The sequence below is a fragment of the Microbacterium sp. MM2322 genome (assembly GCF_964186585.1).
Lineage (GTDB): Bacteria > Actinomycetota > Actinomycetes > Actinomycetales > Microbacteriaceae > Microbacterium.
In genome coordinates this window covers 44,025-65,520 of record NZ_OZ075067.1, presented here as the reverse complement: position 1 = coordinate 65,520, position 21,496 = coordinate 44,025, and the positions used below count along the sequence as shown (strand labels likewise).

Genomic DNA, 21,496 nt, shown 5'->3' with positions numbered 1-21,496 from the left:
GGACGCGTGCCATCCTGTCCATATGGCCAACTCCCCCTCCGGCGAGTCCCTCACGGACCGCATCGTGCGGGTCTTGGAGACCTTCACGGCGGAGCGGTCGATGCAGTCCGCCGCCGAGATCGGCCGCCGCGCCGGGTTGCCGCCGTCGACGGCGCACCGGGTCGTCGACGAGCTCGTCGAGGCAGGACTCCTGGAGCGCGACGAGGACCGCCGCATCCATCTCGGCATGCGCCTGTGGGAACTCGCCCTCCGCGGCTCGTTCGCGCTGCGGCTGCGGCAGGCGGCGCTCCCGCACATGGAGGACGTGCAGGCGACGATCCGCCAGCACACGCAGCTCGCCGTGCTCGATAACGACGAGGCCCTGTTCATCGAGCGGCTCTCGCACCCCGACGCGGGCGCCAACATCACGCGCATCGCGGGCCGCCTCCCCCTGCACGCGTCGTCGTCGGGGCTGCTCCTGCTCGCCCACGCCGCGGCGCCCGTGCGCGAGCGGGTGCTTGCGGGCCCGCTCCGCGCGCTGGCTCCCGAGACGGTGACGGATGCCGCGGCCCTCCGCCGCCTGCTCGCCGAGATTCGGCGGACCGGCGTCGTGATCGCGCCCGGCTCGATCGAAACCGTGTCGACCGGGGTGGCCGTCGGCATCCGGGACGCCGGTGTCGTCGCCGCCGCGCTGTCGGTCGTGCTGCCGCGAGAGACGGATCCGGCGGCGGCGGTCCGCGCCCTGCAGGATGCCGCGGCGCGCATCGAGGCGGACCTGAGGGGCTGAGTCCCGTAGTCCCATTCAATGGGAACTTGCCGTAGCCGCACGGAACCGGGATCACACTGATCCCACACCCCCGCCGTGCCCGTCGAAGGAGACGACATGACCACCGTTCGCACCCGCGTCGCGATCGTCGGAGCGGGCCCCGCCGGCCTCTTCCTCTCGCACCTGCTGCACCTCTCCGGCATCGAGTCGGTCGTCATCGATCAGCGCTCCCGCGAGCAGATCGAGACCACGATCCGCGCCGGCATCCTGGAACACGGCACCGTCGCCGCCTTCGAGGCGACCGGGGCGTCGACGCGCGTGAAGACCGTCGGCAACGAGCACCACGGCATCGAGCTCCGCTTCGACGGCGAGGGCCACCGCATCGACTTCGCCGACCTCGTCGGCCGGAGCGTGTGGCTGTACCCGCAGCACGAGGCTCTGAAAGACCTCATCGCGGTGCGCCTCGAGCAGGGTCAGGACCTGCGGTTCGGGGTGACCGCGCTCCGCGTCGAGGATGCGGCATCCGATCATCCCCGCATCATCGCGGTGGATGCCGACGGCGAACCCCTCGAGATCGTCGCGGACGTCGTGGTGGGCGCCGACGGTTCGCGGAGCGTCGTGCGCAAGGCCGTGTCGGGCACACACTCGGGCTTCTTCCGCGAGTACCCGTTCGCCTGGTTCGGCATCCTGTGCGAGGCCCCGCCCAGCGCCGACGAACTGATCTACAGCAATTCGCCGGATGGGTTCGCGCTCATCAGCCAGCGGAGCGCGACCGTGCAGCGGATGTATTTCCAGTGCGCTCCCGACACCGATCCGCAGTCGTACAGCGAGGCTCAGCTGTGGGATGCGCTCCAGCTGCGCGTCCCGGGCACGACGCTGACCGAGGGGCCGATCTTCCAGCGCGACGTGCTGCGGTTCCGGAGCTTCGTGGCCGACGAGGTGCGGAAGAACCGGGTCGCTCTGATCGGCGACGCCGCGCACACCGTGCCGCCCACCGGCGCGAAGGGCATGAACCTCGCGATCGCCGACGTCATCGTCCTCGAGCGGGCCCTCCGCGCGCTCCTTCTCGAAAACGACGAGCGTCTCATCGAGCAGTTCCCCGAGACCGTGCTCCGCCGCATCTGGAAGGCGCAGCACTTCTCGTGGTGGATGACGAGCATGCTGCACGCCGACGAGAACGCCACCGACTTCGACCGTCGCCGCCAGCTCGGCGAGCTGCGCTCAGTCGTCGAGTCCCGCGCCGGCAGCACCTACCTCGCCGAGGCGTACACGGGCTGGCCGATCGAGGTCTGAGGCCCCGGCCCGTCACGGGATGCAATGGATGCCGCGCGGCGCGCCGCGGCATCCGTCCGTGGCCCGGCGTGTCGCCGAAGATCCATTGCATCCGCTGACGCGCAGGACCGGCCGATCAGCGCTCTTCAGCCGCCTCGGTGTGGTGGCGGATGACCTCGGCGACGACGAAGTTGAACCACTTCTCGGCGAACTCGGGGTCGAGGTCGGCCTCTTCCGCGAGCCGGCGCAGACGTGCCGTCTGCTGTTCCTCACGAGAAGGGTCGGATGCCGGCATCCCGTGCTCCGCCTTGAGGACGCCGACCTGCTTCGTGCAGCGGAAGCGCTCGGCGAGCATGAAGACGAGGGCAGCGTCGATGTTGTCGATGCTGGATCGCAGGGTCTGCAGCTGGTCGTTCGGGTCGGTCATGATTCCTCCGGCGACGAGCGTAGCGCGGTGAGTGTCGAGTCTCCCGTGAGGGCCGGCTCAGAGATCCACGCGGCGCCCGAAGCGACGTTCCCCGCGCGGTCGCGGCGAGCAGGTCGCGGCCGCGCGCAGCCGGACGATCTCGTGCGGCTGCAGCCCGGCGGCCTCACCGAAGTCCTCGACCGAGGTGAATCCGCCGTGGGCGGTGCGGGCCTTCACGGCGCGGCGCGCCTTCGTGCGGTTGAGTCCCGGCAGGTCGGCGAGCTCGTCAGCCGAGGCGGTCTGCACGTCGACCGGTTCCGCCGGCTCGGTGGCCTGCAGCAGGTCGGCTGACGACGCCCCGACACTCTCCGCCAACCGGCGCGCCTCGGGCCGGTCCGTCCGCTCCGCGGCGGTCGAGCGGCTGCGCGATCCGCGACGGCGGCTCTTCGACGTGCCCGCGGATGCCGTGGTTCCGCGTCGAGATCGCTCAGGTGTCGCTTTACGCGACGAACCGCGCTTGCTCGCCGCCGCGACGCGGCGCTCCCACAGCGTTCGCAGCCACCCGGGGTTGAGCGCCAGGCCCACGATGATGCCACCGAGATGGACGATGGCGCCGACGAGGTCGCTGAAGCCGCCCCACACCTCGGTCGCGACGGTGAACCCGAGGATGCCGCTGGCGGCCCCCGAGATGTAGGCCGCACGCCGCCGCGACACCGCGCCGACGATGAAGAAGCCGATCCACGCGGTCGCCGGACCGAAGAAGACCGCGATGAGCCATGAACTGACCCCGATCAGCCAGCCCCACCCCGGAACGGTCGGGCGCGCCGTCGAACTCACGCCTGATCCCGCACGTTCAGCACCATCGTCACCGTGTCGTCCTCGTCCCGGGTCTCCGACACGAGCTCGAACCCGGCCTGGTCGGCCCGGGAGCGGATGCGGTCGGCGACGGCGCGCTGCACGTGACGGGCGTAGGCGACATCCAGCTGCGTCATCACGGCGGTCGCCTCGGCCTCGGTCACCTCGTGCCCGTCGAGCCGGGACAGGTGCGCGCCCCAGACGCCGTCCTCGGTGCGCGACATCACCACCTCCAGGCCGTCGAGGGTCGCCGTCAGCACGCCGTCCTCGAGTGAAGCGTCCGTCGCACCCAGGTCGGCGAGCGACGCGGCGAGCAGGTCGGGGTTCTTCATCCGCGTCTGCACGGCGACCGGAACGGCCTCGGACCCGCGGCTGCCGGGCTCGGCCTTCGCACCCGCGTTCAGCGAGAGGGCCCCGACGACGCCGGTGCCGCCGAGGGCGGCTGCGGCGGCGAGCGCCGCGGGGACGAGGATCAGCGAGATGCTCATCGGGGTGTTCCCTTCGTGATGGATGCCGCGCGGTCTGCACGCACACCCAGATCGTCCAGAAGATCTGCGAGGGCGGCATCCGTCGCCCATCCGTTGACGGCGACGACTCCGTCGGCGCTGATGCGCACCTCCAGAGCGTCGCGCCCACCCTCGTGGGCGATGCGGTCGACCTCGGCGGCGTGCCGCGGGGTCAGCGCACGGATCGATTGATTGCGCGACCCGATCCACGGCCGGCGCATGTCGGGGAGGTCGGCGAGATACGGACCGTCGCAGAGCAGGTCGGTCGCGGCGAGGAGGCGGGCGATGTCGGCGCGCTCCTCTGCCCAGACCTGCAGGCGGTCGAGGGTGTAGCCGGAGAAGGCCATGACCCCGAGGCCCGCTTCCTGGAACGCCTCCGCAACGAGAGCGAGCGCGGCCGCCTGGTCGAAGGGCTCGCCGCCGAGCAGCGTCACGCCCTCGGCTCCCGCCGCACGCGCGTCGGCGATCCATCTCGATGCGAGGTCCGCGGGGTCGTCGAGGTGCGCACCGCGCGCGGCCCACATCTGCGGGTTGAAGCACCCGGGACACCGGACCGCACACCCCTGCACCCACACGGCGGCGCGGAGTCCCGGGCCTTCGGCGGCCGTCGCCGGCACGAAGCGCGACCAGCGCAGTGCGGCGTCGGCGCGCGGAGGCGGCGTCGCACCGAGGAGGCTCGCCTCCCCGCCGACACCGCGCGACTGGGTGACGATCACCGGTCCCGATCCTCCTGCAGAAGCGAGTCGGATGCCGCCGACGCGACGCGCGTGTAGTCCTCGGTGAACTGCGACGAGGACGTCTCGGCGTCGAGCAGCGCTTCGAGCTGCTCGATGTAGTCGAGGCACTCGGCCCCCGTCATCCCGAACGTCTCCGCCGCGACCGACCCATCGGGTCGCAGCTGCACCACGAGCTTCTTCATCGTCGGTTCCCGTTCCTCGGCCTATCGGCCGGTCAGTAGTCCACGGTACGACCGCCGCGACGCGACGACAGGGCCCCGTGGGCGTCCGTTGCGCTCCCGGCGGCGTCATGAGCGTCGAGGTCCTCGGCTCCTGTCGCGCCGACGGCGCGCTGAGCGGCCCACGCGCGGATCCGCTGGACCTCCTCGGCCTGTGTGACCGCGAGGGGGATCATCGTCTCGACCACCCGGTTCACGACCTCCGTCGTGATGGTCTGACGACCGCTGAAACCCTCGTAGAGCGCGGCCACGACGGCCTGCTCGATTTCGGCTCCCGAGTGGTTCTCACTCGCGGCGACGAGCGCGTCGATCGCGGCCTCATCGTTCGCGATCGCATCGAGCCCGTTCGCCGGCGTGGCATGCGCGGCAAGCTGCAGCGACCAGATGACCTCGCGTTCGACCGTGGTGGGCAGGTCGACGAAGAAGATCTCGTCGAAGCGGCCCTTGCGCATGAACTCGGGCGGCAGGGCGTCGATGTTGTTCGCCGTCGCGACGACGAAGACGGGATGCTTCTTCTCCTGCATCCAGGTCAGGAACGTGCCGAACACGCGTGCGGTCGTCCCCGAGTCGCCCTGACCCGTGGTGTTCGAGAAGCCTTTCTCGATCTCATCGACCCACAGGATGCAGGGCGCCACCGCCTCTGCGGTCGCGATGGCGGTCCGGAGGTTCTGCTCGCTGGAGCCGACGAGGCCGGAGAAGATCCGACCGATGTCGAGGCGGAGCAGCGGCAGCCCCCACGAGGCCGCCGTCGCCTTCGCCGTCATCGACTTGCCGCAGCCGGGCACGCCCGTGATGAGCACGCCCTTCGGAGACGGCAGGCCGTACTCGTGGGCGCTCGGCAGCCACGACCCGTTACGACGCGCGAGCCAGCGCTTCAGGTTGTTGAGCCCGCCGACGTCGTCGAGGTCGAGGTCGCCCGTGACGAACTCGAGCACACCGGATTTCCGCACCACCTGGCGCTTCTCGTGCAGGACGACACGGATGTCGTCGCCCCCCAGCGTGCCGTCGTTCACCATCGCCTGCGCGAAGGCGTTCTCCGCCTCGGCCATCGTGAGGCCGAGCGCCGCCTGGACGAGGGATTCGCGCGCGGCGTCGTCGGCGTCGACGCGGATCTCGCCCGCGTTGTTCTCGATCATCGCGTCGAGCAGCTCGCGGATCTCCGCCGCGGTCGGCAGCGGGAAGTCGAAGAGGTGCGTCAGCTCGTCGAGCTCGGGCGGGATCACGCGCACCGGCGCGGTGACCACGAGGGTGCGCGATACGTCGCCGTGGCGGAACTCGAGCGCCGTCTCCCGGACGGTCCGGATGATCGCCGGGTCACCGGGCCGGTGCTCGCCCCCGAAGTAGGCATGCAGATCGCAGAAGATGAAGACGCTCGGGTCCGTCACCCCGGCGACGTGCTGCAGCGCGCGCGCCGGATTCGTCGTGTTCGAGATGCTTTTGCCGTCGGGGTCGATGAGCCCGAGCGCCGACGTCCAGGTCCAGACCTGGCGACGGTTGCGCTGAGCGTGGGCGGCATCCGTGACTGCAGTGACCGCGCGCACCTCCTCGGCGGTCTCGAGGTACAACAGCGGCAGACGCGCTTTGAAGGCGGCATCCAGCGTGGCGTCGAAAGTCACGTCGGTTCCCTTTCGTGAGGTGGTCATGGTGTTCCGGATGCCGGTTCGTCGAGCGTGATCTTCCAGGGGCCGGAGCCCTCGTCCGCCTCGACTCGGAAGATCACCCGACCCTTGACCGGCCAGGATTGGCGGACCTCGGCACTGTCGACGATCCGTACGAGGCGGGTGACCTCGCCGGGGAAGAGCGCGTCGACGATGAAGAAGCCCTCGCCCTCGAAGGTGAAGCGTGCGCTCAGCGCATCGCCCGTGTACGACAGCAGCGCGCTGCCCTCGCCAGTGGCGACGCCGTCCTCGATGGAGATCGGCGTCTCGCGGGTGAGGTCGGCTCGCCAGCCGTTCAGTCGCGGGGCGAACCAGACGCGCCCGTCGGACTCTCCCGCGACGAGCACCTCGCTCGAGCGTCCACTGATGCTGCCGAGGTAGGCAGGCCGAGCGTCGCCCTCGGTGGATCTCGTGTCTCGCTGATGGTAGACGCCCACCGAGCGTTCCTCGCCCCCGCGCAGTGGCCCGACGACCCACACATCGTCTCCGGCCGACAGGTCGAGGTAGCCGCTCGTCGCCGTGCCGATGACCTCGCCGCCCTCCACCCGAACCTCCTGCGCGTCGGGGTCGGTCCAGGGGCGGTACTCGTAGTCGTTCGGGTTGTGCAGCAGGAGTTCGCCCGTGGCGGGATTGATCCCGACGAACGGGAAGATGACGAAGGCGAGGACGACGGCGACGGCCGACCCGCCCAGCCAGGTGATCGTCGAGAAGCGTCGGATCCGGGCATCCGCTGTGCTCACGGTGTCACCTCCGGCGAGGGCACCGCGGACGGCGTGGGAGACGGTGGGAACTCGATCCGCCACCCAGCGTCGTCCCACGCCGTGACCGAGAAAAGCACGAGCGGTGCGTCGCGCCAGGCGACGGACTGGTCGATGGGGGCGTCGCCCGAGAGAACCGAGTCCGTGCCCTGAGGCGTCACGATCTGGATGTCGACGCTGCCCTTGCCGCGCACGGTCACGCGCGCCGTCGACGCCTCGCCGATGTGGAGGAAGTCTGCGGAGGAGAAGGCGGTGACCACGTCATTCGCGCGGTTGAGGCCGCCGGACGATACTCGCGCTCTCCAGTTCTCGTCGCGGGATCCATCGACCCACAATTCGACATCGGGCTGCTCCACGAAGATCGCCACACGACCATCGGCCAAGGGTCTGAACCGCGGCGGATCGCCTTCGTACTCGCCGGGCGTCACGATGCGTCCCTGGGGGCCGGTCACCCGCACGCTGCTGATGTACGACTCCCCCTCCGGGCTCACCACGAGGGGCTGGGTGACGTCGACGCCGCTGAGCCGGATGACGGCGCCATCGGATCCCTCGTAGACGCCCCCGCCGCTCTCCTCGGCCACGACGGGATCATCGCTCGTCCACGGTGAGGTCGAATAGTCGTCGCTGCGCCCGACGGCGCCCACTTCGAACGCGCCGTCGTCCGCATAGATGACGCAGGTGATTCCCGCGATCACGAGGCCGACGATCCAGACGAGGCCGGTGAAGCCGCCGAGGCTCGGTCCCGTGGACCGCCGAACCGTCGTCCGTCCGCCCGCGCTCATGTTCCCCCTCCGCCGGGACACGTTACCGGGCGCGGAGGTCAGCCCGGGAAGGCTAGGAGCGCGGTCGGCGACGGTGCTATTGTCCGATGCCGCACCCGGCCCGGAACGCCCGTCCGCTCGTCGATCGCCAACGACACGACCTCGTCGGCGCGCTGTCCCGCGACCAGCACGGTGTCGCGTTCGACGACGTGGTGGCGCGGCCAGACGGTACCCGATTCGGCGAGCGCGACCGACTGCAGGGTCTCACCGCCGCCGCGGACTTTCACGGTCGCGATCGTGTCGCTGCCGCGAAGGCCGGCATACAGGAAGACGCCGTCGCGCGACATGGCGAGCTCGGCCCCGGCATCCCCCGGATAAGCGCCCAGCTGAGCGCCGCCGACCAGCCGCCACTCCCCCGACGCGTCGGGAGCGAGGGCGAACACTTCGCCGGAATACTCGGTCACGACGTAGAGGTGCCCGCTGGGGTGCGGCCGCAGGTGCCGCGGACCCGTCCCCGCCGGCAGCTCGAACCGCTGGATCTCGCGCCCGCCGCGCCAGAAGCGCACGAGATCGAGGCCGACGTCGGTCGTGGCGATGAGTCCGCCCGGCGCGGTCGCCGCGTGGTGCGCGCGCGACGGACGGCTCGAAGGGGCGGCGACCGCGGCGGCATCCGCTTCTTCATCTTCGGTATGCGGGATGAAGTCCGCGTACTCCTCGCCCACGATCGCCCGGAGCGCTCGGGCAGCCGAAGCGAGATCGGATGCCGGCGCCCCCTCGACCACGCCGGCCCAGCGGCGTGCGGCACCGGGCCTGCCGTCGGCCGCGAGCCCCACGTGGACGACTCCGCCGTCGCCGTGGCACGAGACGATCAGCACGTCCTCGAGCGCGAGCACGTGGCACGGCCCGTCGCCGACGGCGACCTCCGCGCCGAGCGGAACGAACGTGGTCTCGCCCGTCCGCCGGTAGGCGCGAACGCTGCCGCGACCCTCGAGCACGGCGTAGACGACGTCGAGGGTCGGATGCCGCGCGATCCACGACGGCGATTCCGCCGCGACCACGTCACGGCCCACCCCGAGCGGCCCACTCGCGAGCGGGGAGTCGGGGCCACCGGCATCCAGCAGTCCGATGCCCGTCGCCGAGCCGCCCATATCGGCGGAGTACCCGCCGAGCAGGAACCGCACGGATCAGTCGAGCAGGTCGTGGCGGACGATGACCGCGTCGCGCGCGGGGCCGACACCGATCACCGAGATGCGCGTGCCGCTCATCTTCTCGAGGGCGAGCACGTAGTCCTGCGCGGTCTGCGGCAGGTCCTCGAACGTGCGAGCGGTCGAGATGTCCTCGCTCCAACCGGGGAAGTTCTCGAGGATCGGCGTCGCGTGGTGGAAGTCGGTCTGGTTGACCGGCACCTCGTCGAACCGCTCGCCGTCGACGTCGTAGGCGACGCAGACGGGGATCTCCTTCAGACCGGTGAGGATGTCGAGCTTCGTGAGCACGAGGTCGGTGATGCCGTTGATCCGCGTCGCGTACCGGGTGATGGGAGCGTCGTACCAGCCGACGCGGCGCGGACGCCCCGTCGTGGTGCCGAACTCGAAGCCCCGCGAGCGCAGGAAGTCGCCGTTCTCGTCGAACAACTCGGTGGGGAACGGACCCGACCCAACGCGGGTCGTGTACGCCTTCACGATGCCGACGATGCGGTCGAGGCGGTTGGGACCGACTCCCGATCCGGTCGACGCGCCGCCCGCGGTGGCGGAGGACGACGTGACGAACGGGTAGGTGCCGTGGTCGATGTCGAGCATCGTGGCCTGGCCGCCCTCGAAGACGACGACGTCACCGGCGTCCAGAGCGTTGCTGAGCATCAGTCCGGTGTCGGCGACCATCGGGCGCAGTCGCTCGGCGTACGACAGCAGGTCCTCGACGACCTCGTCGACGGTGATGGCGCGGCGGTTGAAGACCTTCACGAGTAGGTGGTTCTTCTGGTCGAGGGCGCCCTCGACCTTCTGGCGCAGGATGTTCTCGTCGAACAGGTCCTGCACGCGGATGCCGGTGCGGTTGATCTTGTCGGCATAGGTCGGGCCGATGCCGCGACCGGTCGTGCCGATCATCTTCTTGCCGAGGAAACGCTCGGTCACCTTGTCGAGGGTGCGGTGGTACTGCGTGATGATGTGCGCGCTCGCACTCACCTTGAGCCGCGAGACGTCGAGGCCGCGAGCCTGGAGGGCGCCGAGCTCGGCGAAGAGCACCTCGAGGTCGATGACGACGCCGTTGCCGATGACGGCGTTGACGCCCGGCGACAGGATGCCGCTGGGCAGCAGGTGCAGGGCGTACTTCTCGTCGCCGATCACCACGGTGTGGCCGGCGTTGTTACCGCCGTTGAACTTGACGACCCAGTCGGTGCGCTCACCCAGGAGGTCGGTGGCTTTGCCCTTGCCCTCGTCTCCCCATTGAACGCCGACGATCACGATGCCTGGCATGGCTCTCCCCCGTTTATCGGACGGTTACACCCCATCCTATCGGGCCGGGTGACAGGAGCCGACGGAGGGTGGCGCATACTCTGCCTGTCAGAGTATGGTCGCCTCATGACCCAGGAGATGCGGGAGCCCACGTTCCTCATGCTGACCGCGCTGGCCGACGGCCCGAAGCACGGCTATGCCCTCATCGAGGAGGTCGACCGCGTCTCTCGCGGCCACGTCCGCCTGAAAGTCGCGACCCTCTACGCCGCCCTCGACCGACTCGAGAAGGAGGGCACGATCCGGATCGCCCGCGAGGAGCGGGTGCAGGGGCGCGTCCGCCGGTACGTGGAACTCACCCCCGGCGGCGTCGACCTGCTCGCCGAGGAGGTCGCCCGACGCGAGGTGACCGTGGCCGAAGCCCGCCGCCGCCTCGCGCTGCGCCCGGCTCTCGGAGGTGCCCTGTGACCACGATCGACGACACCCCCTGGCGCCGCGCGCTCCGGGCGTACCCCTCCTCCTGGCGCGACCGGCACGGCGAGGCCATGCTCGGCACGCTGCTCGACGAAGCCGAGGCGCAGGGACGAGACGAACCCTCCCGCGGCGAGCGCGTCGCGCTGATGCGAAGCGGCCTCGCGGTCCGCATCCTGGGGTGGATGCCGCACCCCGCCCGCGAGGCCCTCGCCACCGCGTCCGCGGCCACCGGGTTCGCCCTCGCCGTGATGTTCGCCGTCTTCAGCGGGTTCGAGGCGCGTGTGGATTGGCGCCTCCCCCGAGGGGCAGAATCTCGACCTGCAGCCGAGCCCGGGACTCGTGCCCGCCGGGCTCTGGGTCATCGCCTTCGTCCTGATCCTGAGCGGCGCCGCACGGGCGGCCCGTATCGCCCTCGCGGCCACGGCCATGGCCGGCATCGGGGCGTTCGTCTACGCGCAGCTCGACCCGCTCGCCGGTCCCCGCGCGATCACGACGGTGACGCTGACGGTCTTCGCGCTGCTCGCCATGCTCGCCCCGGTCCGGTCCCGCATCGCGGCGGCCGTGACCGCGGCGGTAACGACCGGCATCCTCGTGTTCTTCCACCTCTTCTTCGAGGTGTTTCCCGAGAGCCCGTCAGACGGGATCTGGCTCCGGGTCCTCACGGAGGAGTTCACCTGGCTCGTCGCCGGCGCGGTGTGGGTGCTCGCCCTGCTCGCGGCCGTCGTGCGTGCCCGCGCCGTCGCCCGCCATGTCGGCGGCGCCGCGACGGTGTGGACGATCATCTGGCTGATCCGACTGACGATGTGGGACGCCGTCACCGGGATGCTGGGGCTCGCCGCTGTCCTCGCCGTCGCCGCCCTCGGGATCGGCGTCTTCCGCGCCGGAGCCCGGTGGGGACGGGGAACGCACCCGCGGGAAGGCGCCGCCTGACGGGCTACCGCGCGCTAGGGTTCGGTCATGCGTACCCGAACGTGGCCGACAGTGTGGTCGGCACTCCGGCTGGTCGCGGCCGCCGTCATCATGACGGCGCTCGTGGGGCAGTTCGTCACGACCATCCGGACGGCGATCTCGAACGACCGCGACGTCCCGACGACGATCGCCAACTTCTTCAGCTTCTTCACGATCCTCTCGAACATCGTGGGGGTGCTCGCGCTGCTGGGGGCGGTCATCTGGTTCTGGATGCGGCCGCATCACGAAGACCGCGAGCCTGCCGGCGTCGCGGTGGCCCTCGCCTCCGCGACGACCTTCCTCGTCATCACCGGAGTCGTCTACAACCTGCTCCTGCGTGGGTACCCGACCGCCGACGATCACGTCGCCTGGGCGAACGAGATCCTCCACGTCGTGGCGCCGCTGTTCCTCCTGATCGACCTGCTCGTCGCGCCCACTCGACGCGCCCTGCCCTGGCGATCGGTGCTCGCGGTCCTCACCGTGCCGATCATCTGGATCGCCTACACGCTGCTGCGCGGACCCCTCATCACGAACCCATCGACCGGAGTGCCGTTCTGGTACCCGTATCCCTTCCTCAACCCCAACGGGGTGAACGGGTGGGGCGGAGTCGTCGCCTACGTGGTCGGCATCGCGATCACGTTCGCGATCGTCGCCACGGTCGTCGTGTGGGTCGGACGACTGCGCGCCCGATCGCTCAGCGCTGCGAAGACTCCCGCACGATGAGGTGGGTCGGGAGGGGCGTGTCCTCCGTGAGCCCATCCGGCTCTTCGACGGCGAGCAGCACCTTCTGCATCATCAGTTCGCCGAGCGCGCGGAAGTCCTGCCGCACGGTCGTGATCGGCGGCGACAGGTAGGCCGCCTCGGGCACATCGTCGAACCCGACGACGGCGACGTCGCGCGGCACCTCCAGGCCCCGAGCTCGGAGCGCCGAGAGCAGACCGATTGCCATGTGGTCGTTGCCTGCGAACACGGCATCCCCCGGTGCGACGTCGAGGGTCCGACCGATCTCCGCACCGCTGGCCGCCGTCCAGTCGCCGTGGTCAGGCTCGATCACCACCAGCTGGTGGGCCGCGAGCTCGTCGCGCCAGCCGCGGAGGCGCTCGACGGCATCCGGGTTCCGTGGCGGACCGGCGATGTGCAGGATGCGGCGGTGGCCGAGCTCGGCGAGGTGCCGCACCGCCGACCGCGCGCCCCGGTACTGGTCGATCGACACGAGCTGGGGGTTGCGGCGCTGAGTCGCGGCTGCGGCGACCATCGGCACGCCCAGGTCGAGGCCGCGGACGGCTTCCAGGACGCCGAGATCCGTCACGACGAGCACGATCGCATCGACGCGCTGACGAAGCAGGCCTTCGACGACCGAGCGGATGCTGGCGGCATCCGTGTCGGGCGCTGTCACGGAGTCGACCGAGTACCGCTCGGCACGCGCCGCGACGTTGAAGTGCATTGCGATCGACGTGGGTCCGAAATCCGCGGTTCCCGGCGTGATCAGGCCGATCGTCCGCGTGCGCTTGGTGACGAGCGCGCGCGCCGCGGGCGACGGGCTGTACCGCAGCTGCGTCATCGCCTGCTGCACGCGGGCCCGCGTCGCAGGCCGGACGTTCGGCAGATCGTTGAGCACGCGCGACACCGTCTGGTGCGAGACGCCCGCGAGACGTGCGACGTCGAAGATGTTCGCGGACTTCGCGCCGCGTTCGTCGCTCACGACTCGTCCTCCGGCCGGGCGACGAGCGCGAGCAACGAGTCGACGGTGAGCGCATCCGCCGGGATCGTCTCGACGAGTCGCCCCGCGCGCATCACCGCGATGCGGTTGGAGACGCGCAGCACCTCTTCGAGCTCGGCCGAGATGAACAGGACCGAGAGGCCGTTGTCGGAGAGGTCGGCGACGAGCCGCTGGATCTCGACCTTCGCCCCCACGTCGATGCCGCGGGTCGGCTCGTCGAGCACGAGCACGCGAGGCGAGATCGCGAGCAGGCGCGCGAGGAGGACCTTCTGCTGGTTGCCGCCCGAGAGCGTTCCGGCGGGCCGGTCGGGATCGGCGGGACGGATGTCGAGGGCCTCGATCCAGCTCATCGCCAGCTCGCGGCGTCGCGTGTTGGTGAGCCGGTGCAGGATTCCGCGATCCGCCTGCAGCGCGAGCGTGATGTTGTCCTGCACGCTGAGGTCGCCGATGATGCCCTCGGTGCGACGGTTCTCGGACGAGTACACGATGCCCCGGCCGATCGCGCGGCGCGGGGTCGGAAGGTTCACGGGCGCTCCGCCGATCTCGACGACACCGGCATCCGGTCGGTCCACACCCGTGAGCGCACGCGCCAGCTCGCTCCGACCCGAGCCGAGGAGCCCCGCAAGGCCGACGACCTCGCCTTCGCCGATCTCGAGGTTCGCCTCGGTGAGCCCCCTACCCGAGGCGAGATCGCGTCCGGCGAGTGCGACCGGAACGGATGCCGCGGCATCCTCTCGCGGGTGGACCTCCATCTCGTCGGCACCACGGCCGAGCATCTTCTCGACGAGGTCGATGCGCAGGAGCTCGGCCGGCACGTACTCGCCGATGAGCCGGCCGCCGCGGAGGACGGTGATGCGGTCGCAGATCTCGTAGACCTGATCGAGGAAGTGCGACACGAACAGCACGGCGACGCCGCGCGCCGTCAGCTCGCGGATGACGCGGAACAGCTCGGCGACCTCGTCGAGGTCGAGGCTGGAGGTCGGTTCGTCGAGCACGACGACGCGCGCGTCGACCGAGATCGCCCGGGCGATCGCGACGAGCTGCTGCACCGCGAGCGAATGCCCCGACAGCCGCGTGCGCGGATCGATGTCGAGGCCGAGCGAGTCGAGGATCACGGCGGCTCGGCGGTGCGTCTCGCGCCAGTCGATCCCGCCGAGGCGGCGGCTCTCGCGTCCGAGCAGGACGTTCTCGCCGACCGAGAGGTTCGGCAGGAGGTCGATCTCCTGGTAGACCGCACTGATCCCCGCGGCGAGCGCATCGGCCGGCGAGGCGAAGTGCACCGGTTCGCCGCCGACGCGGATCGCGCCGGCATCCGGTCGCAGCGCACCGGTGATCGCCTTGATGAGCGTGGACTTGCCGGCGCCGTTCTCGCCCATGAGCGAGTGGACCTCACCCGGCAGCAGGCGGAAGTCGACGGCGTCGAGCACCGTTTCGGCGCCGAAGCGAACGGTCGCGCCGGTCACTTCCACGACCGGCGCGACCGCTGCTTCGCGCGCATCCATACGGACCATCATGCCCGCGGTGAGCCTCCCCGAGGTTCACCGTGACGTTCGCGCCGTCCGCGCGACCAGCAGGCGCTGCACGACCACGAAGACGAGCAGCAGCGTGCCGATCGTGATGCGCGTCCAGGACTGGTCGACGCCGAGGAACGAGATCGCCGTCTTGATGGTGCCGTAAACGAACACGCCGATCATCGAGCCGAGGACGAACCCGCTGCCGCCCGTGAGCAGCGTGCCGCCGATCACCACCGCGGCGATGGTGTCGAGCTCGGTCCCGATGCCGTTCAGCGGGTAGGACGCCCCGGTGTACGCCGTGAAGACGACACCGGCGAGCCCCGCGCACACCCCGCTGATGACGTAGGCCAGCAGCTTGGTGCGGACCACCGGCAGACCCATGAGCCGCGCCGACTGCTCGTTGCCGCCGATCGCGTAGATCGTGCGTCCGAATCGGGTGAACTGCAGGATCAGGATGCCGACGACCACCACGACGAGCGCGAGGATGCCGGTCGGCGTCAGGTAGAAGCTGCCCGGTCCTCCCTGCATGCGGGTGGACTGCAGCCAGAGGATCGCGGGTTCCTCGACGCGGATGGACGAGAGGCTGACCATGAACGCGAGCCCGCGGGCCGCGAACATCGCTGCGAGCGACGCGATGAACGGCTGCACCCCGAAGTACTGCACGAGTACCCCGACGAACAGACCCATCAGCGCGCCGAGGACGAGCATGACCGGGATGACGACCGCCACCGGTGTGCCCTGGCTCAGCATGCTGGCCCCCAGCATCCCGGTGAACGCCATGACCGCGCCGACCGACAGATCGATGCCACCGGTGAGGATGACGAAGGTCATGCCGACCGCGAGGATCAGCAGGTACGCGTTGTCGAGCAGGAGCGCCGACAGCACGCGCGGCGTGACGAAGTTGCCGAAGTAGGCCTGCGCCCCGATCAGCATCGCGACGAGGATGACGACGGCCGCGAAGACGGGCACCCACGAGGCGTGCCGGCTGCGGAAGCGCTGGACGGTCTCGGCGAACCCGCCGGTCCGTTCGAAGTCTGCGGTTACGGCGCTCACGAGGCGACCTCCACGGTGCGACGGCCGCCGCCTCGGACGGCATCGACCGCCTTGGCGAACAGCGAACGGGAGCGTGGCGACTGCACGAGCACGACGATCACGACGACGATGGCGAGGAACAGCGGGCTGACCGCCGGCGGCACCCCGAGGAAGGTGATCGTCGACTTGAGAGTCTGGATCGTGAAGACGCCGACCACGGTTCCGGCGATCGTGAACTTGCCGCCCATCAGGCTCGTTCCGCCGAGCACGACCGCGAGGATCGCGTCGAGCTCGATGTAAAGCCCGGCCGCGTTGGCATCGGCGGCCATGATGTTCGACGAGTAGAGGATGCCGGCGAATCCGGCGAGCAGGCCGCTCGCGGCGTACGCACCCCAGATGATGCCGCGCGAGCGCACCCCGGCGAGACGGCTGGCCTCGGGGTTGATGCCGACGGCCTCGGTGAGGACACCCAGGGCCGTGCGACGCTGCAGCACCGCGACGATGACGATCGCGATGACCGAGACGTAGAAGGCGAAAGGCAGCCCGACGAGGTAGCCCTGCGCCATGAAGCGGTAGGGGGCGCTCGTGATGGTGGTGATGAAGCCGCCCGTGATGAGGAGGGCGACACCGCGACCGGCGAGCATGAGCACGAGGGTCGCGATGATCGGCTGGACACCGACGACGGCGACGAGGAAACCGTTCCAGGCGCCGAGCAGCAGCGCCACGAAGACGGCGAGCGCGATCGCGATGAGCACGGTCGAGGGGTCCTCGGGCGCGGGCGAGGCGGAGATGTAGGTCAGCGCGACCGCTCCCGAGACCGCCATGATGGCGCCGACCGAGAGATCGATGCCGCGCGTCGCGATCACGAGCGTCATGCCCAGGGCGACGAGCATCAGCGGCGCACTGTTGCGCAGGATGTCCATCAACGGGCCGTACAGCTGGCCGTTCTGCACCGTGATCGAGATGAAGGACGGCCGCGCGATCGTGTTGACGATCACGAGCACGAGGAGTGCGGCGATCGGCCAGACGAGGCGGTGCGCCAGGAAGCGCTTCAGGGTCGGGTTCATGCCGCTGTCTCCGGGTTGAGGCGAGACGACGTCGTCTCGCTGGACTCTTGTGCGATGAGGGCGACCAGGTCGTCGACCGTCACGTCGGTGGCGTCCAGTTCGCCGATCTTAGAACGGTCGCGCAGCACCACGATGCGCTGGGCGATGCGGACGACCTCCTCGAGTTCCGAGGAGATGAAGACGACCGACAGGCCCTCCGCCGAGAGCTCGGCGACCTTGCGCTGGATGTCGGCCTTGGCGCCGACGTCGATACCGCGGGTCGGCTCGTCGAGGATGATCAGTTGGGGCGCCGTCGCGAGCCACCGGGCGAGCAGCACCTTCTGCTGGTTGCCGCCCGAGAGGTTCCGAACGAGCGCGTTCGGGTCGGCCGGGCGTACACCCAGAGCCGAGATGTACTCCGACACGATCGCGTCGCGTTCGGCGCGGCCGATCGGGCGCATCGCGCCGCGCTTGGCCTGGATGCCGAGGACGATGTTCTCCGCGACGGTGAGGTCGGCGATGATGCCCTCGGCGCGGCGGTCCTCGCTCGAGAAGGCGATGCGCTTGTCGATCGCGTGGCGCGGGTTCGTGATGCGCGCGGCATCCCCTCGCACTCGATGGCTGCCGGTGTCGGCACGGTCGGCGCCGTAGACGAGGCGCACGAGCTCGCTGCGTCCCGAGCCCAGGAGGCCCGCGATGCCGACGATCTCGCCCTCGTAGACCTCCATGTCGACGGGTTCGATGACGTTCTTGCGGCCGAGGCCGTCGATCCGGAGCACCGGTGTCGCGGTGCGGTCGATCTCGCGCTCGGACGACCGGGCGAGCGCCTCGAGCTCGTCGAGCTGGCGACCGATCATCTTCGCGATGAGTTCGCCGCGGGGCAGCTCGGCCGGCAGGTACTCCCCCACCAGCTGACCGTTTCGAAGCACCGTGAGGCGATCGGAGATCTCGTAGACCTGGTCGAGGAAGTGGGTGACGAAGAGGATGGCGACACCGCGGTCGCGGAGTCCGCGGACGACGGTGAACAGCTGCTCGACCTCACTGCGGTCGAGGCTCGAGGTCGGCTCGTCGAGGACGAGCACGCGGGCGTCGGCGACGGTCGCGCGGCTGATCGCAACGAGCTGCTGCACAGCGATGGAGTGCGACGACAGCGCCGAGCGCGGGTCGATGTCGAGTCCGAGGGCCGCGAGGTAGCGCGTCGCCTCTCGGTGGGTGGCCCGCCAGTCGATGAAGCCGGCCCGCCGCACCTCGCGGCCGAGCATGACGTTCTCGCCGACCGACAGGTTCGTGCAGAGGTTGACCTCTTGATACACGGTGGAGATTCCGGATGCCTCGGCATCGGCCGTCGAGCGGAAGACCCGCGGCTCGCCGGCCACCTCGATCGTCCCGTCGTCGATCGAGTAGACACCCGTCAGCGCTTTGATGAGCGTGGACTTGCCCGCTCCGTTCTCACCCATGAGGGTGTGGACCTCGCCGGCGCGGAGCGTGAGGTCGACCCGGTCCAGCGCGAGGACGCCGGGGAAGCGGATCGTGACGTCCCGCATCCGCACGACCTCGTCGTGCTGCGGGGCGGTGGCCGGGGAGCCCGGCGTGGCTGCGACATCGACCATGAGGCGCGCCTTTCCGTGATGACCGCCGGGGACCGGAGTCCGGTCCCCGGCGGTGTTCGGGGACCCCTCACTCAGAGGAGAGGGATCGGGAGGGTCTGTCGATCAGTACGGACGGGAGTCCAGGACCTCGGCGGCCTGCTCCTGCGTGAACGACTGGTCCTCGACGATGGTGCGCTTCTCGACCGTCTTGCCGTCGACGACGTCCTTGACGAGGGCCGCGGCCTTCTCACCGAGCAGCGGGTTGCACTCCACGATGAAGTTGAACTCGCCGTTGGCCAGAGCGGTCATGCCGTCCTTGACCGCGTCGATCGTGACGATCTGGATGTCCTTGCCGGGGGTGAGACCCGCTGCCTTGATGGCATCGAGAGCGCCCAGGCCCATGTCGTCGTTGTGAGCGAAGAGGACGTTGATGTCCTTGCCGTACTTCTGGAGGTAGCCCTCCATGACCTTCTTGCCGCCGTCGCGGGTGAAGTCACCCGTCTGCGAGTCCATCACCTTCACGTCCGTGCCCTTGATGGCCTCATTGAAGCCGGTGGCGCGGTCGAGCGCGGCCGACGAACCGGTCGTGCCCTCGAGGACGACGAGGTTCGCGCCCTTACCGTCGAAGTTCTCCTTGACCCATTCGCCGGCGGTGCGACCCTCCTGCTCGAAGTCGAGGCCGACCCACGAGGCGTACAGGTCGTCGCTCGCCGAGACCGTGCGGTCTTCGAGGATGACGGGGATGCCGGCATCCTTCGCTTCCTTGAGGACGTCGTCCCAGCCATCGACCGTGATGGGGGCGATGACGATGGCGTCCACTCCCTGGTTGATGAAGTTGCGGACCGCGGAGATCTGCGCCTCCTGCTTGTTGTCGGCAGCGTTGAAGGTCAGCTTGAACCCGTTCTCCTCCGAGAACGCCTTCTTCATCGACTCGGTGTTCGCCGCGCGCCATCCGGACTCGGAGCCCGTCTGCGCGAAACCGACCGTGATCAGATCGTCGCCACCGCCGTTGCCACCGGCGCCGGGTGCGCCACCGCCGGCACAGCCTGTCGCGACCATAGCCAGCGCTCCCAGCATGGCGGCTGCCGCGAAAATGCTTTTCTTCATCCCTAAACCTCCTCGTTCGGGTCCGGCCCAGGGCCGGTGACCGTCGCCGCCATGGCGACCGGTAGCTCGAATGTTAGCCTTAACATTTCGCCCAGCGCCAGGTTGTGAGCGATAACATTTCCGTAACGCAGGGCACGAGAAAGAGATCGGGTGCCCGATGGCTCGACCCGATCCCGGCGGCAATGTGAGCATTCACATTCCGTGAGCACTGTCATAGCGCGGGGGAGAGCGTGCGCCGGTCGATAGGATTGGCGCCATGTCGAAGGTCCTTCAGTCCCTGCCCATCGGCGAGCGCGTCGGCATCGCCTTCTCGGGGGGTCTCGACACCTCCGTCGCAGTCGCCTGGATGCGCGACAAGGGCGCCGTCCCCTTCACCTACACCGGCGACCTCGGCCAGTACGACGAGGACGACATCGCGTCGATCCCCGGCCGCGCGCTGCAGTACGGCGCCGAGGGATCCCGCCTCATCGACTGCAAGCCGATGATGGTCGAAGAGGGCCTCGTCGCCCTCTCGTGCGGCGCGTTCCACATCCGCTCCGGCGGACGCACCTACTTCAACACCACGCCGATCGGCCGCGCCGTCACCGGCACGATGCTCGTCCGCGCCATGAAGGAGGACGGCGTCGACATCTGGGGCGACGGTTCCACCTACAAGGGCAACGACATCGAGCGGTTCTACCGCTACGGCCTGCTCGCTAACCCGTCGCTGCGGATCTACAAGCCGTGGCTGGATGCCGACTTCGTCACCGAGCTCGGTGGTCGCACCGAGATGAGCGAGTGGCTCGTCTCGCACGGCTTCCCGTACCGCGACTCGGTCGAGAAGGCCTATTCCACCGACGCGAACATCTGGGGCGCGACGCACGAGGCGAAGACCCTCGAGCACCTCGACGTGTCGCTCGAGATCGTCGAGCCCATCATGGGCGTCCGGTTCTGGGACCCCGCCGTCGAGATCGAGACCGAAGACGTCTCGGTCACCTTCGAGGCGGGACGCCCCGTCGCGATCAACGGCGTCGAATACTCGGATGCCGTGGCCCTGGTCATGGAAGCGAACGCGATCGGCGGGCGCCACGGCCTCGGAATGAGCGACCAGATCGAGAACCGCATCATCGAGGCGAAGTCCCGCGGCATCTACGAGGCCCCCGGCATGGCGCTGCTGTTCATCGCCTACGAGCGCCTGCTCAACGGGATCCTCAACGAGGACACCCTCGCCACGTACCACGAGCAGGGCCGACGCCTCGGGCGCCTCATGTACGAGGGCCGCTGGCTCGAGCCGCAGTCGTTCATGCTGCGCGAGTCGATCCAGCGCTGGGTCGGCTCCGCCATCAGCGGCACCGTGACGCTGCGCCTCCGCCGCGGTGAGGACTACACGATCCTGAACACCGAGAGCCGCAACCTGTCGTACTCCCCCGAGAAGCTCTCGATGGAGCGCGTCGGCGACGCCGCCTTCGGCCCGACCGACCGCATTGGGCAGCTGACGATGCGCAACCTCGACATCGCGGACTCGCGCGCCCGCCTCGAGCACTTCGTGTCGCTCGGCATGATCGGCGGGGCGACCGCCGAGCTGGTCGGCGAACTCGAGCAGGGCGGCGCTGCGGCCATCACGGGTAACTCCGGTGAGGTCGACGAGCTGGCGGGTGCCATCGACGAGTCGGGCGACTCGGCATCCTTCGACTTCGGCGCCGACTGAGAGCTCGCTGAATTAA

22 protein-coding genes are annotated in these 21,496 nt (G+C 69.7%); 6 read left to right on the top strand and 16 right to left on the bottom strand.

The window, feature by feature from the left end; genetic code table 11:
- The first annotated feature begins 22 nt into the window (after window positions 1–22).
- Complete coding sequence (locus ABQ271_RS00350) at window positions 23–766, top strand: IclR family transcriptional regulator (protein ID WP_349309584.1); 744 nt, start codon at window positions 23–25, stop codon at window positions 764–766.
- Between the two features lie 96 nt (window positions 767–862).
- Window positions 863–2,038, top strand: a complete 1,176-nt coding sequence (locus tag ABQ271_RS00345) for a 4-hydroxybenzoate 3-monooxygenase (protein ID WP_349309583.1) — start codon at window positions 863–865, stop codon at window positions 2,036–2,038.
- Window positions 2,039–2,153: 115 nt separating this feature from the next.
- Here ABQ271_RS00345 and ABQ271_RS00340 read toward each other — a convergent pair whose 3' ends face one another.
- Genes ABQ271_RS00340 through ABQ271_RS00295 form a run of 10 tightly spaced genes read right to left on the bottom strand, consistent with a single transcriptional unit; the run spans window position 2,154 to window position 10,387 of the window.
- Entirely contained in the window at window positions 2,154–2,444 is a 291-nt protein-coding gene (locus ABQ271_RS00340; RefSeq protein WP_349309582.1) for a chorismate mutase, read from the bottom strand.
- A 57-nt stretch (window positions 2,445–2,501) separates the two neighbouring features.
- On the bottom strand, window positions 2,502–3,260 hold the full coding sequence (locus tag ABQ271_RS00335; RefSeq protein ID WP_349309581.1) for a helix-hairpin-helix domain-containing protein: 759 nt from the start codon (window positions 3,258–3,260) through the stop codon (window positions 2,502–2,504).
- On the bottom strand, window positions 3,257–3,766 hold the full coding sequence (locus tag ABQ271_RS00330) for a hypothetical protein (RefSeq protein WP_349309580.1): 510 nt from the start codon (window positions 3,764–3,766) through the stop codon (window positions 3,257–3,259). Before ABQ271_RS00330 ends, ABQ271_RS00335 begins: the two co-directional genes overlap by 4 nt.
- A complete protein-coding gene (locus ABQ271_RS00325) occupies window positions 3,763–4,500 on the bottom strand; it encodes a 4Fe-4S single cluster domain-containing protein (RefSeq protein WP_349309579.1) in 738 nt (245 codons plus the stop codon). The genes ABQ271_RS00330 and ABQ271_RS00325 overlap by 4 nt, the downstream gene beginning before the upstream one ends.
- Window positions 4,497–4,703: a DUF2997 domain-containing protein gene (locus ABQ271_RS00320; protein ID WP_349309578.1), complete on the bottom strand. Its 207-nt coding sequence runs from the start codon at window positions 4,701–4,703 to the stop codon at window positions 4,497–4,499. Before ABQ271_RS00320 ends, ABQ271_RS00325 begins: the two co-directional genes overlap by 4 nt.
- A 32-nt stretch (window positions 4,704–4,735) precedes the next feature.
- The gene (locus ABQ271_RS00315) at window positions 4,736–6,355 is read right to left on the bottom strand and encodes an AAA family ATPase (protein ID WP_349309577.1); all 1,620 of its coding nucleotides are present in this window, start codon (window positions 6,353–6,355) and stop codon (window positions 4,736–4,738) included.
- A 23-nt stretch (window positions 6,356–6,378) separates the two neighbouring features.
- Window positions 6,379–7,137 (bottom strand): hypothetical protein, encoded by a 759-nt coding sequence (locus tag ABQ271_RS00310; RefSeq protein WP_349309576.1) that lies wholly within the window; start codon window positions 7,135–7,137, stop codon window positions 6,379–6,381.
- Window positions 7,134–7,937 carry a hypothetical protein gene (locus tag ABQ271_RS00305; RefSeq protein WP_349309575.1) on the bottom strand — a complete coding sequence of 268 codons (804 nt, stop codon included), beginning with the start codon at window positions 7,935–7,937 and terminating at the stop codon, window positions 7,134–7,136. The genes ABQ271_RS00310 and ABQ271_RS00305 overlap by 4 nt, the downstream gene beginning before the upstream one ends.
- A gap of 38 nt (window positions 7,938–7,975) precedes the next feature.
- Entirely contained in the window at window positions 7,976–9,097 is a 1,122-nt protein-coding gene (locus ABQ271_RS00300) for a beta-propeller fold lactonase family protein (protein ID WP_349309574.1), read from the bottom strand.
- 3 nt (window positions 9,098–9,100) lie between these two features.
- Window positions 9,101–10,387 carry an adenylosuccinate synthase gene (locus ABQ271_RS00295; protein WP_349309573.1) on the bottom strand — a complete coding sequence of 429 codons (1,287 nt, stop codon included), beginning with the start codon at window positions 10,385–10,387 and terminating at the stop codon, window positions 9,101–9,103.
- A 105-nt stretch (window positions 10,388–10,492) separates the two neighbouring features.
- On the opposite strand from ABQ271_RS00295, the gene ABQ271_RS00290 reads away from it, so the two are divergent.
- The 3 genes from ABQ271_RS00290 to ABQ271_RS00280 all read left to right on the top strand — a co-directional run bounded on the left by ABQ271_RS00290 (window position 10,493) and on the right by ABQ271_RS00280 (window position 12,508).
- Complete coding sequence (locus tag ABQ271_RS00290; RefSeq protein WP_349309572.1) at window positions 10,493–10,831, top strand: PadR family transcriptional regulator; 339 nt, start codon at window positions 10,493–10,495, stop codon at window positions 10,829–10,831.
- A gap of 285 nt (window positions 10,832–11,116) precedes the next feature.
- Complete coding sequence (locus ABQ271_RS00285; protein WP_349309571.1) at window positions 11,117–11,767, top strand: hypothetical protein; 651 nt, start codon at window positions 11,117–11,119, stop codon at window positions 11,765–11,767.
- A gap of 27 nt (window positions 11,768–11,794) precedes the next feature.
- Window positions 11,795–12,508: a Pr6Pr family membrane protein gene (locus tag ABQ271_RS00280; protein WP_349309570.1), complete on the top strand. Its 714-nt coding sequence runs from the start codon at window positions 11,795–11,797 to the stop codon at window positions 12,506–12,508.
- Here ABQ271_RS00280 and ABQ271_RS00275 read toward each other — a convergent pair.
- The 6 genes from ABQ271_RS00275 to ABQ271_RS00250 all read right to left on the bottom strand — a co-directional run bounded on the left by ABQ271_RS00275 (window position 12,480) and on the right by ABQ271_RS00250 (window position 19,793).
- The gene (locus ABQ271_RS00275; protein ID WP_349309569.1) at window positions 12,480–13,487 is read right to left on the bottom strand and encodes a LacI family DNA-binding transcriptional regulator; all 1,008 of its coding nucleotides are present in this window, start codon (window positions 13,485–13,487) and stop codon (window positions 12,480–12,482) included. The two genes, ABQ271_RS00280 and ABQ271_RS00275, sit on opposite strands and share 29 nt — an antisense overlap.
- On the bottom strand, window positions 13,484–15,007 hold the full coding sequence (locus ABQ271_RS00270; RefSeq protein WP_349310920.1) for a sugar ABC transporter ATP-binding protein: 1,524 nt from the start codon (window positions 15,005–15,007) through the stop codon (window positions 13,484–13,486). The genes ABQ271_RS00275 and ABQ271_RS00270 overlap by 4 nt, the downstream gene beginning before the upstream one ends.
- 36 nt (window positions 15,008–15,043) lie before the next feature.
- Window positions 15,044–16,072 (bottom strand): ABC transporter permease subunit, encoded by a 1,029-nt coding sequence (locus ABQ271_RS00265; RefSeq protein ID WP_349309568.1) that lies wholly within the window; start codon window positions 16,070–16,072, stop codon window positions 15,044–15,046.
- Complete coding sequence (locus ABQ271_RS00260; protein WP_349309567.1) at window positions 16,069–17,118, bottom strand: ABC transporter permease; 1,050 nt, start codon at window positions 17,116–17,118, stop codon at window positions 16,069–16,071. The genes ABQ271_RS00265 and ABQ271_RS00260 overlap by 4 nt, the downstream gene beginning before the upstream one ends.
- Window positions 17,115–18,707 carry a sugar ABC transporter ATP-binding protein gene (locus tag ABQ271_RS00255; RefSeq protein ID WP_349309566.1) on the bottom strand — a complete coding sequence of 531 codons (1,593 nt, stop codon included), beginning with the start codon at window positions 18,705–18,707 and terminating at the stop codon, window positions 17,115–17,117. The genes ABQ271_RS00260 and ABQ271_RS00255 overlap by 4 nt, the downstream gene beginning before the upstream one ends.
- 102 nt (window positions 18,708–18,809) lie before the next feature.
- Window positions 18,810–19,793: an ABC transporter substrate-binding protein gene (locus tag ABQ271_RS00250; RefSeq protein WP_349309565.1), complete on the bottom strand. Its 984-nt coding sequence runs from the start codon at window positions 19,791–19,793 to the stop codon at window positions 18,810–18,812.
- Window positions 19,794–20,049: 256 nt separating this feature from the next.
- Between ABQ271_RS00250 and argG the strand changes: the two genes are divergently transcribed.
- Entirely contained in the window at window positions 20,050–21,480 is a 1,431-nt protein-coding gene (argG, locus tag ABQ271_RS00245) for an argininosuccinate synthase (RefSeq protein WP_349309564.1), read from the top strand.
- The last annotated feature ends 16 nt before the right edge of the window (window positions 21,481–21,496 follow it).

Excerpts from the sequence above, each read along its gene's own strand:
- ABQ271_RS00350 (WP_349309584.1), top strand. The coding sequence starts at position 23 with ATGGCCAACTCCCCCTCCGGCGAGTCCCTCACGGACCGCATCGTGCGG.
- ABQ271_RS00345 (WP_349309583.1), top strand. The coding sequence starts at position 863 with ATGACCACCGTTCGCACCCGCGTCGCGATCGTCGGAGCGGGCCCCGCC.
- ABQ271_RS00340 (WP_349309582.1), bottom strand. The coding sequence starts at position 2,444 with ATGACCGACCCGAACGACCAGCTGCAGACCCTGCGATCCAGCATCGAC.
- ABQ271_RS00330 (WP_349309580.1), bottom strand. The coding sequence starts at position 3,766 with ATGAGCATCTCGCTGATCCTCGTCCCCGCGGCGCTCGCCGCCGCAGCC.
- ABQ271_RS00320 (WP_349309578.1), bottom strand. The coding sequence starts at position 4,703 with ATGAAGAAGCTCGTGGTGCAGCTGCGACCCGATGGGTCGGTCGCGGCG.
- ABQ271_RS00305 (WP_349309575.1), bottom strand. The coding sequence starts at position 7,937 with ATGAGCGCGGGCGGACGGACGACGGTTCGGCGGTCCACGGGACCGAGC.
- ABQ271_RS00295 (WP_349309573.1), bottom strand. The coding sequence starts at position 10,387 with ATGCCAGGCATCGTGATCGTCGGCGTTCAATGGGGAGACGAGGGCAAG.
- ABQ271_RS00290 (WP_349309572.1), top strand. The coding sequence starts at position 10,493 with ATGACCCAGGAGATGCGGGAGCCCACGTTCCTCATGCTGACCGCGCTG.
- ABQ271_RS00280 (WP_349309570.1), top strand. The coding sequence starts at position 11,795 with ATGCGTACCCGAACGTGGCCGACAGTGTGGTCGGCACTCCGGCTGGTC.
- ABQ271_RS00270 (WP_349310920.1), bottom strand. The coding sequence starts at position 15,007 with ATGGATGCGCGCGAAGCAGCGGTCGCGCCGGTCGTGGAAGTGACCGGC.
- ABQ271_RS00260 (WP_349309567.1), bottom strand. The coding sequence starts at position 17,118 with ATGAACCCGACCCTGAAGCGCTTCCTGGCGCACCGCCTCGTCTGGCCG.
- ABQ271_RS00255 (WP_349309566.1), bottom strand. The coding sequence starts at position 18,707 with ATGGTCGATGTCGCAGCCACGCCGGGCTCCCCGGCCACCGCCCCGCAG.
- ABQ271_RS00250 (WP_349309565.1), bottom strand. The coding sequence starts at position 19,793 with ATGAAGAAAAGCATTTTCGCGGCAGCCGCCATGCTGGGAGCGCTGGCT.
- argG (WP_349309564.1), top strand. The coding sequence starts at position 20,050 with ATGTCGAAGGTCCTTCAGTCCCTGCCCATCGGCGAGCGCGTCGGCATC.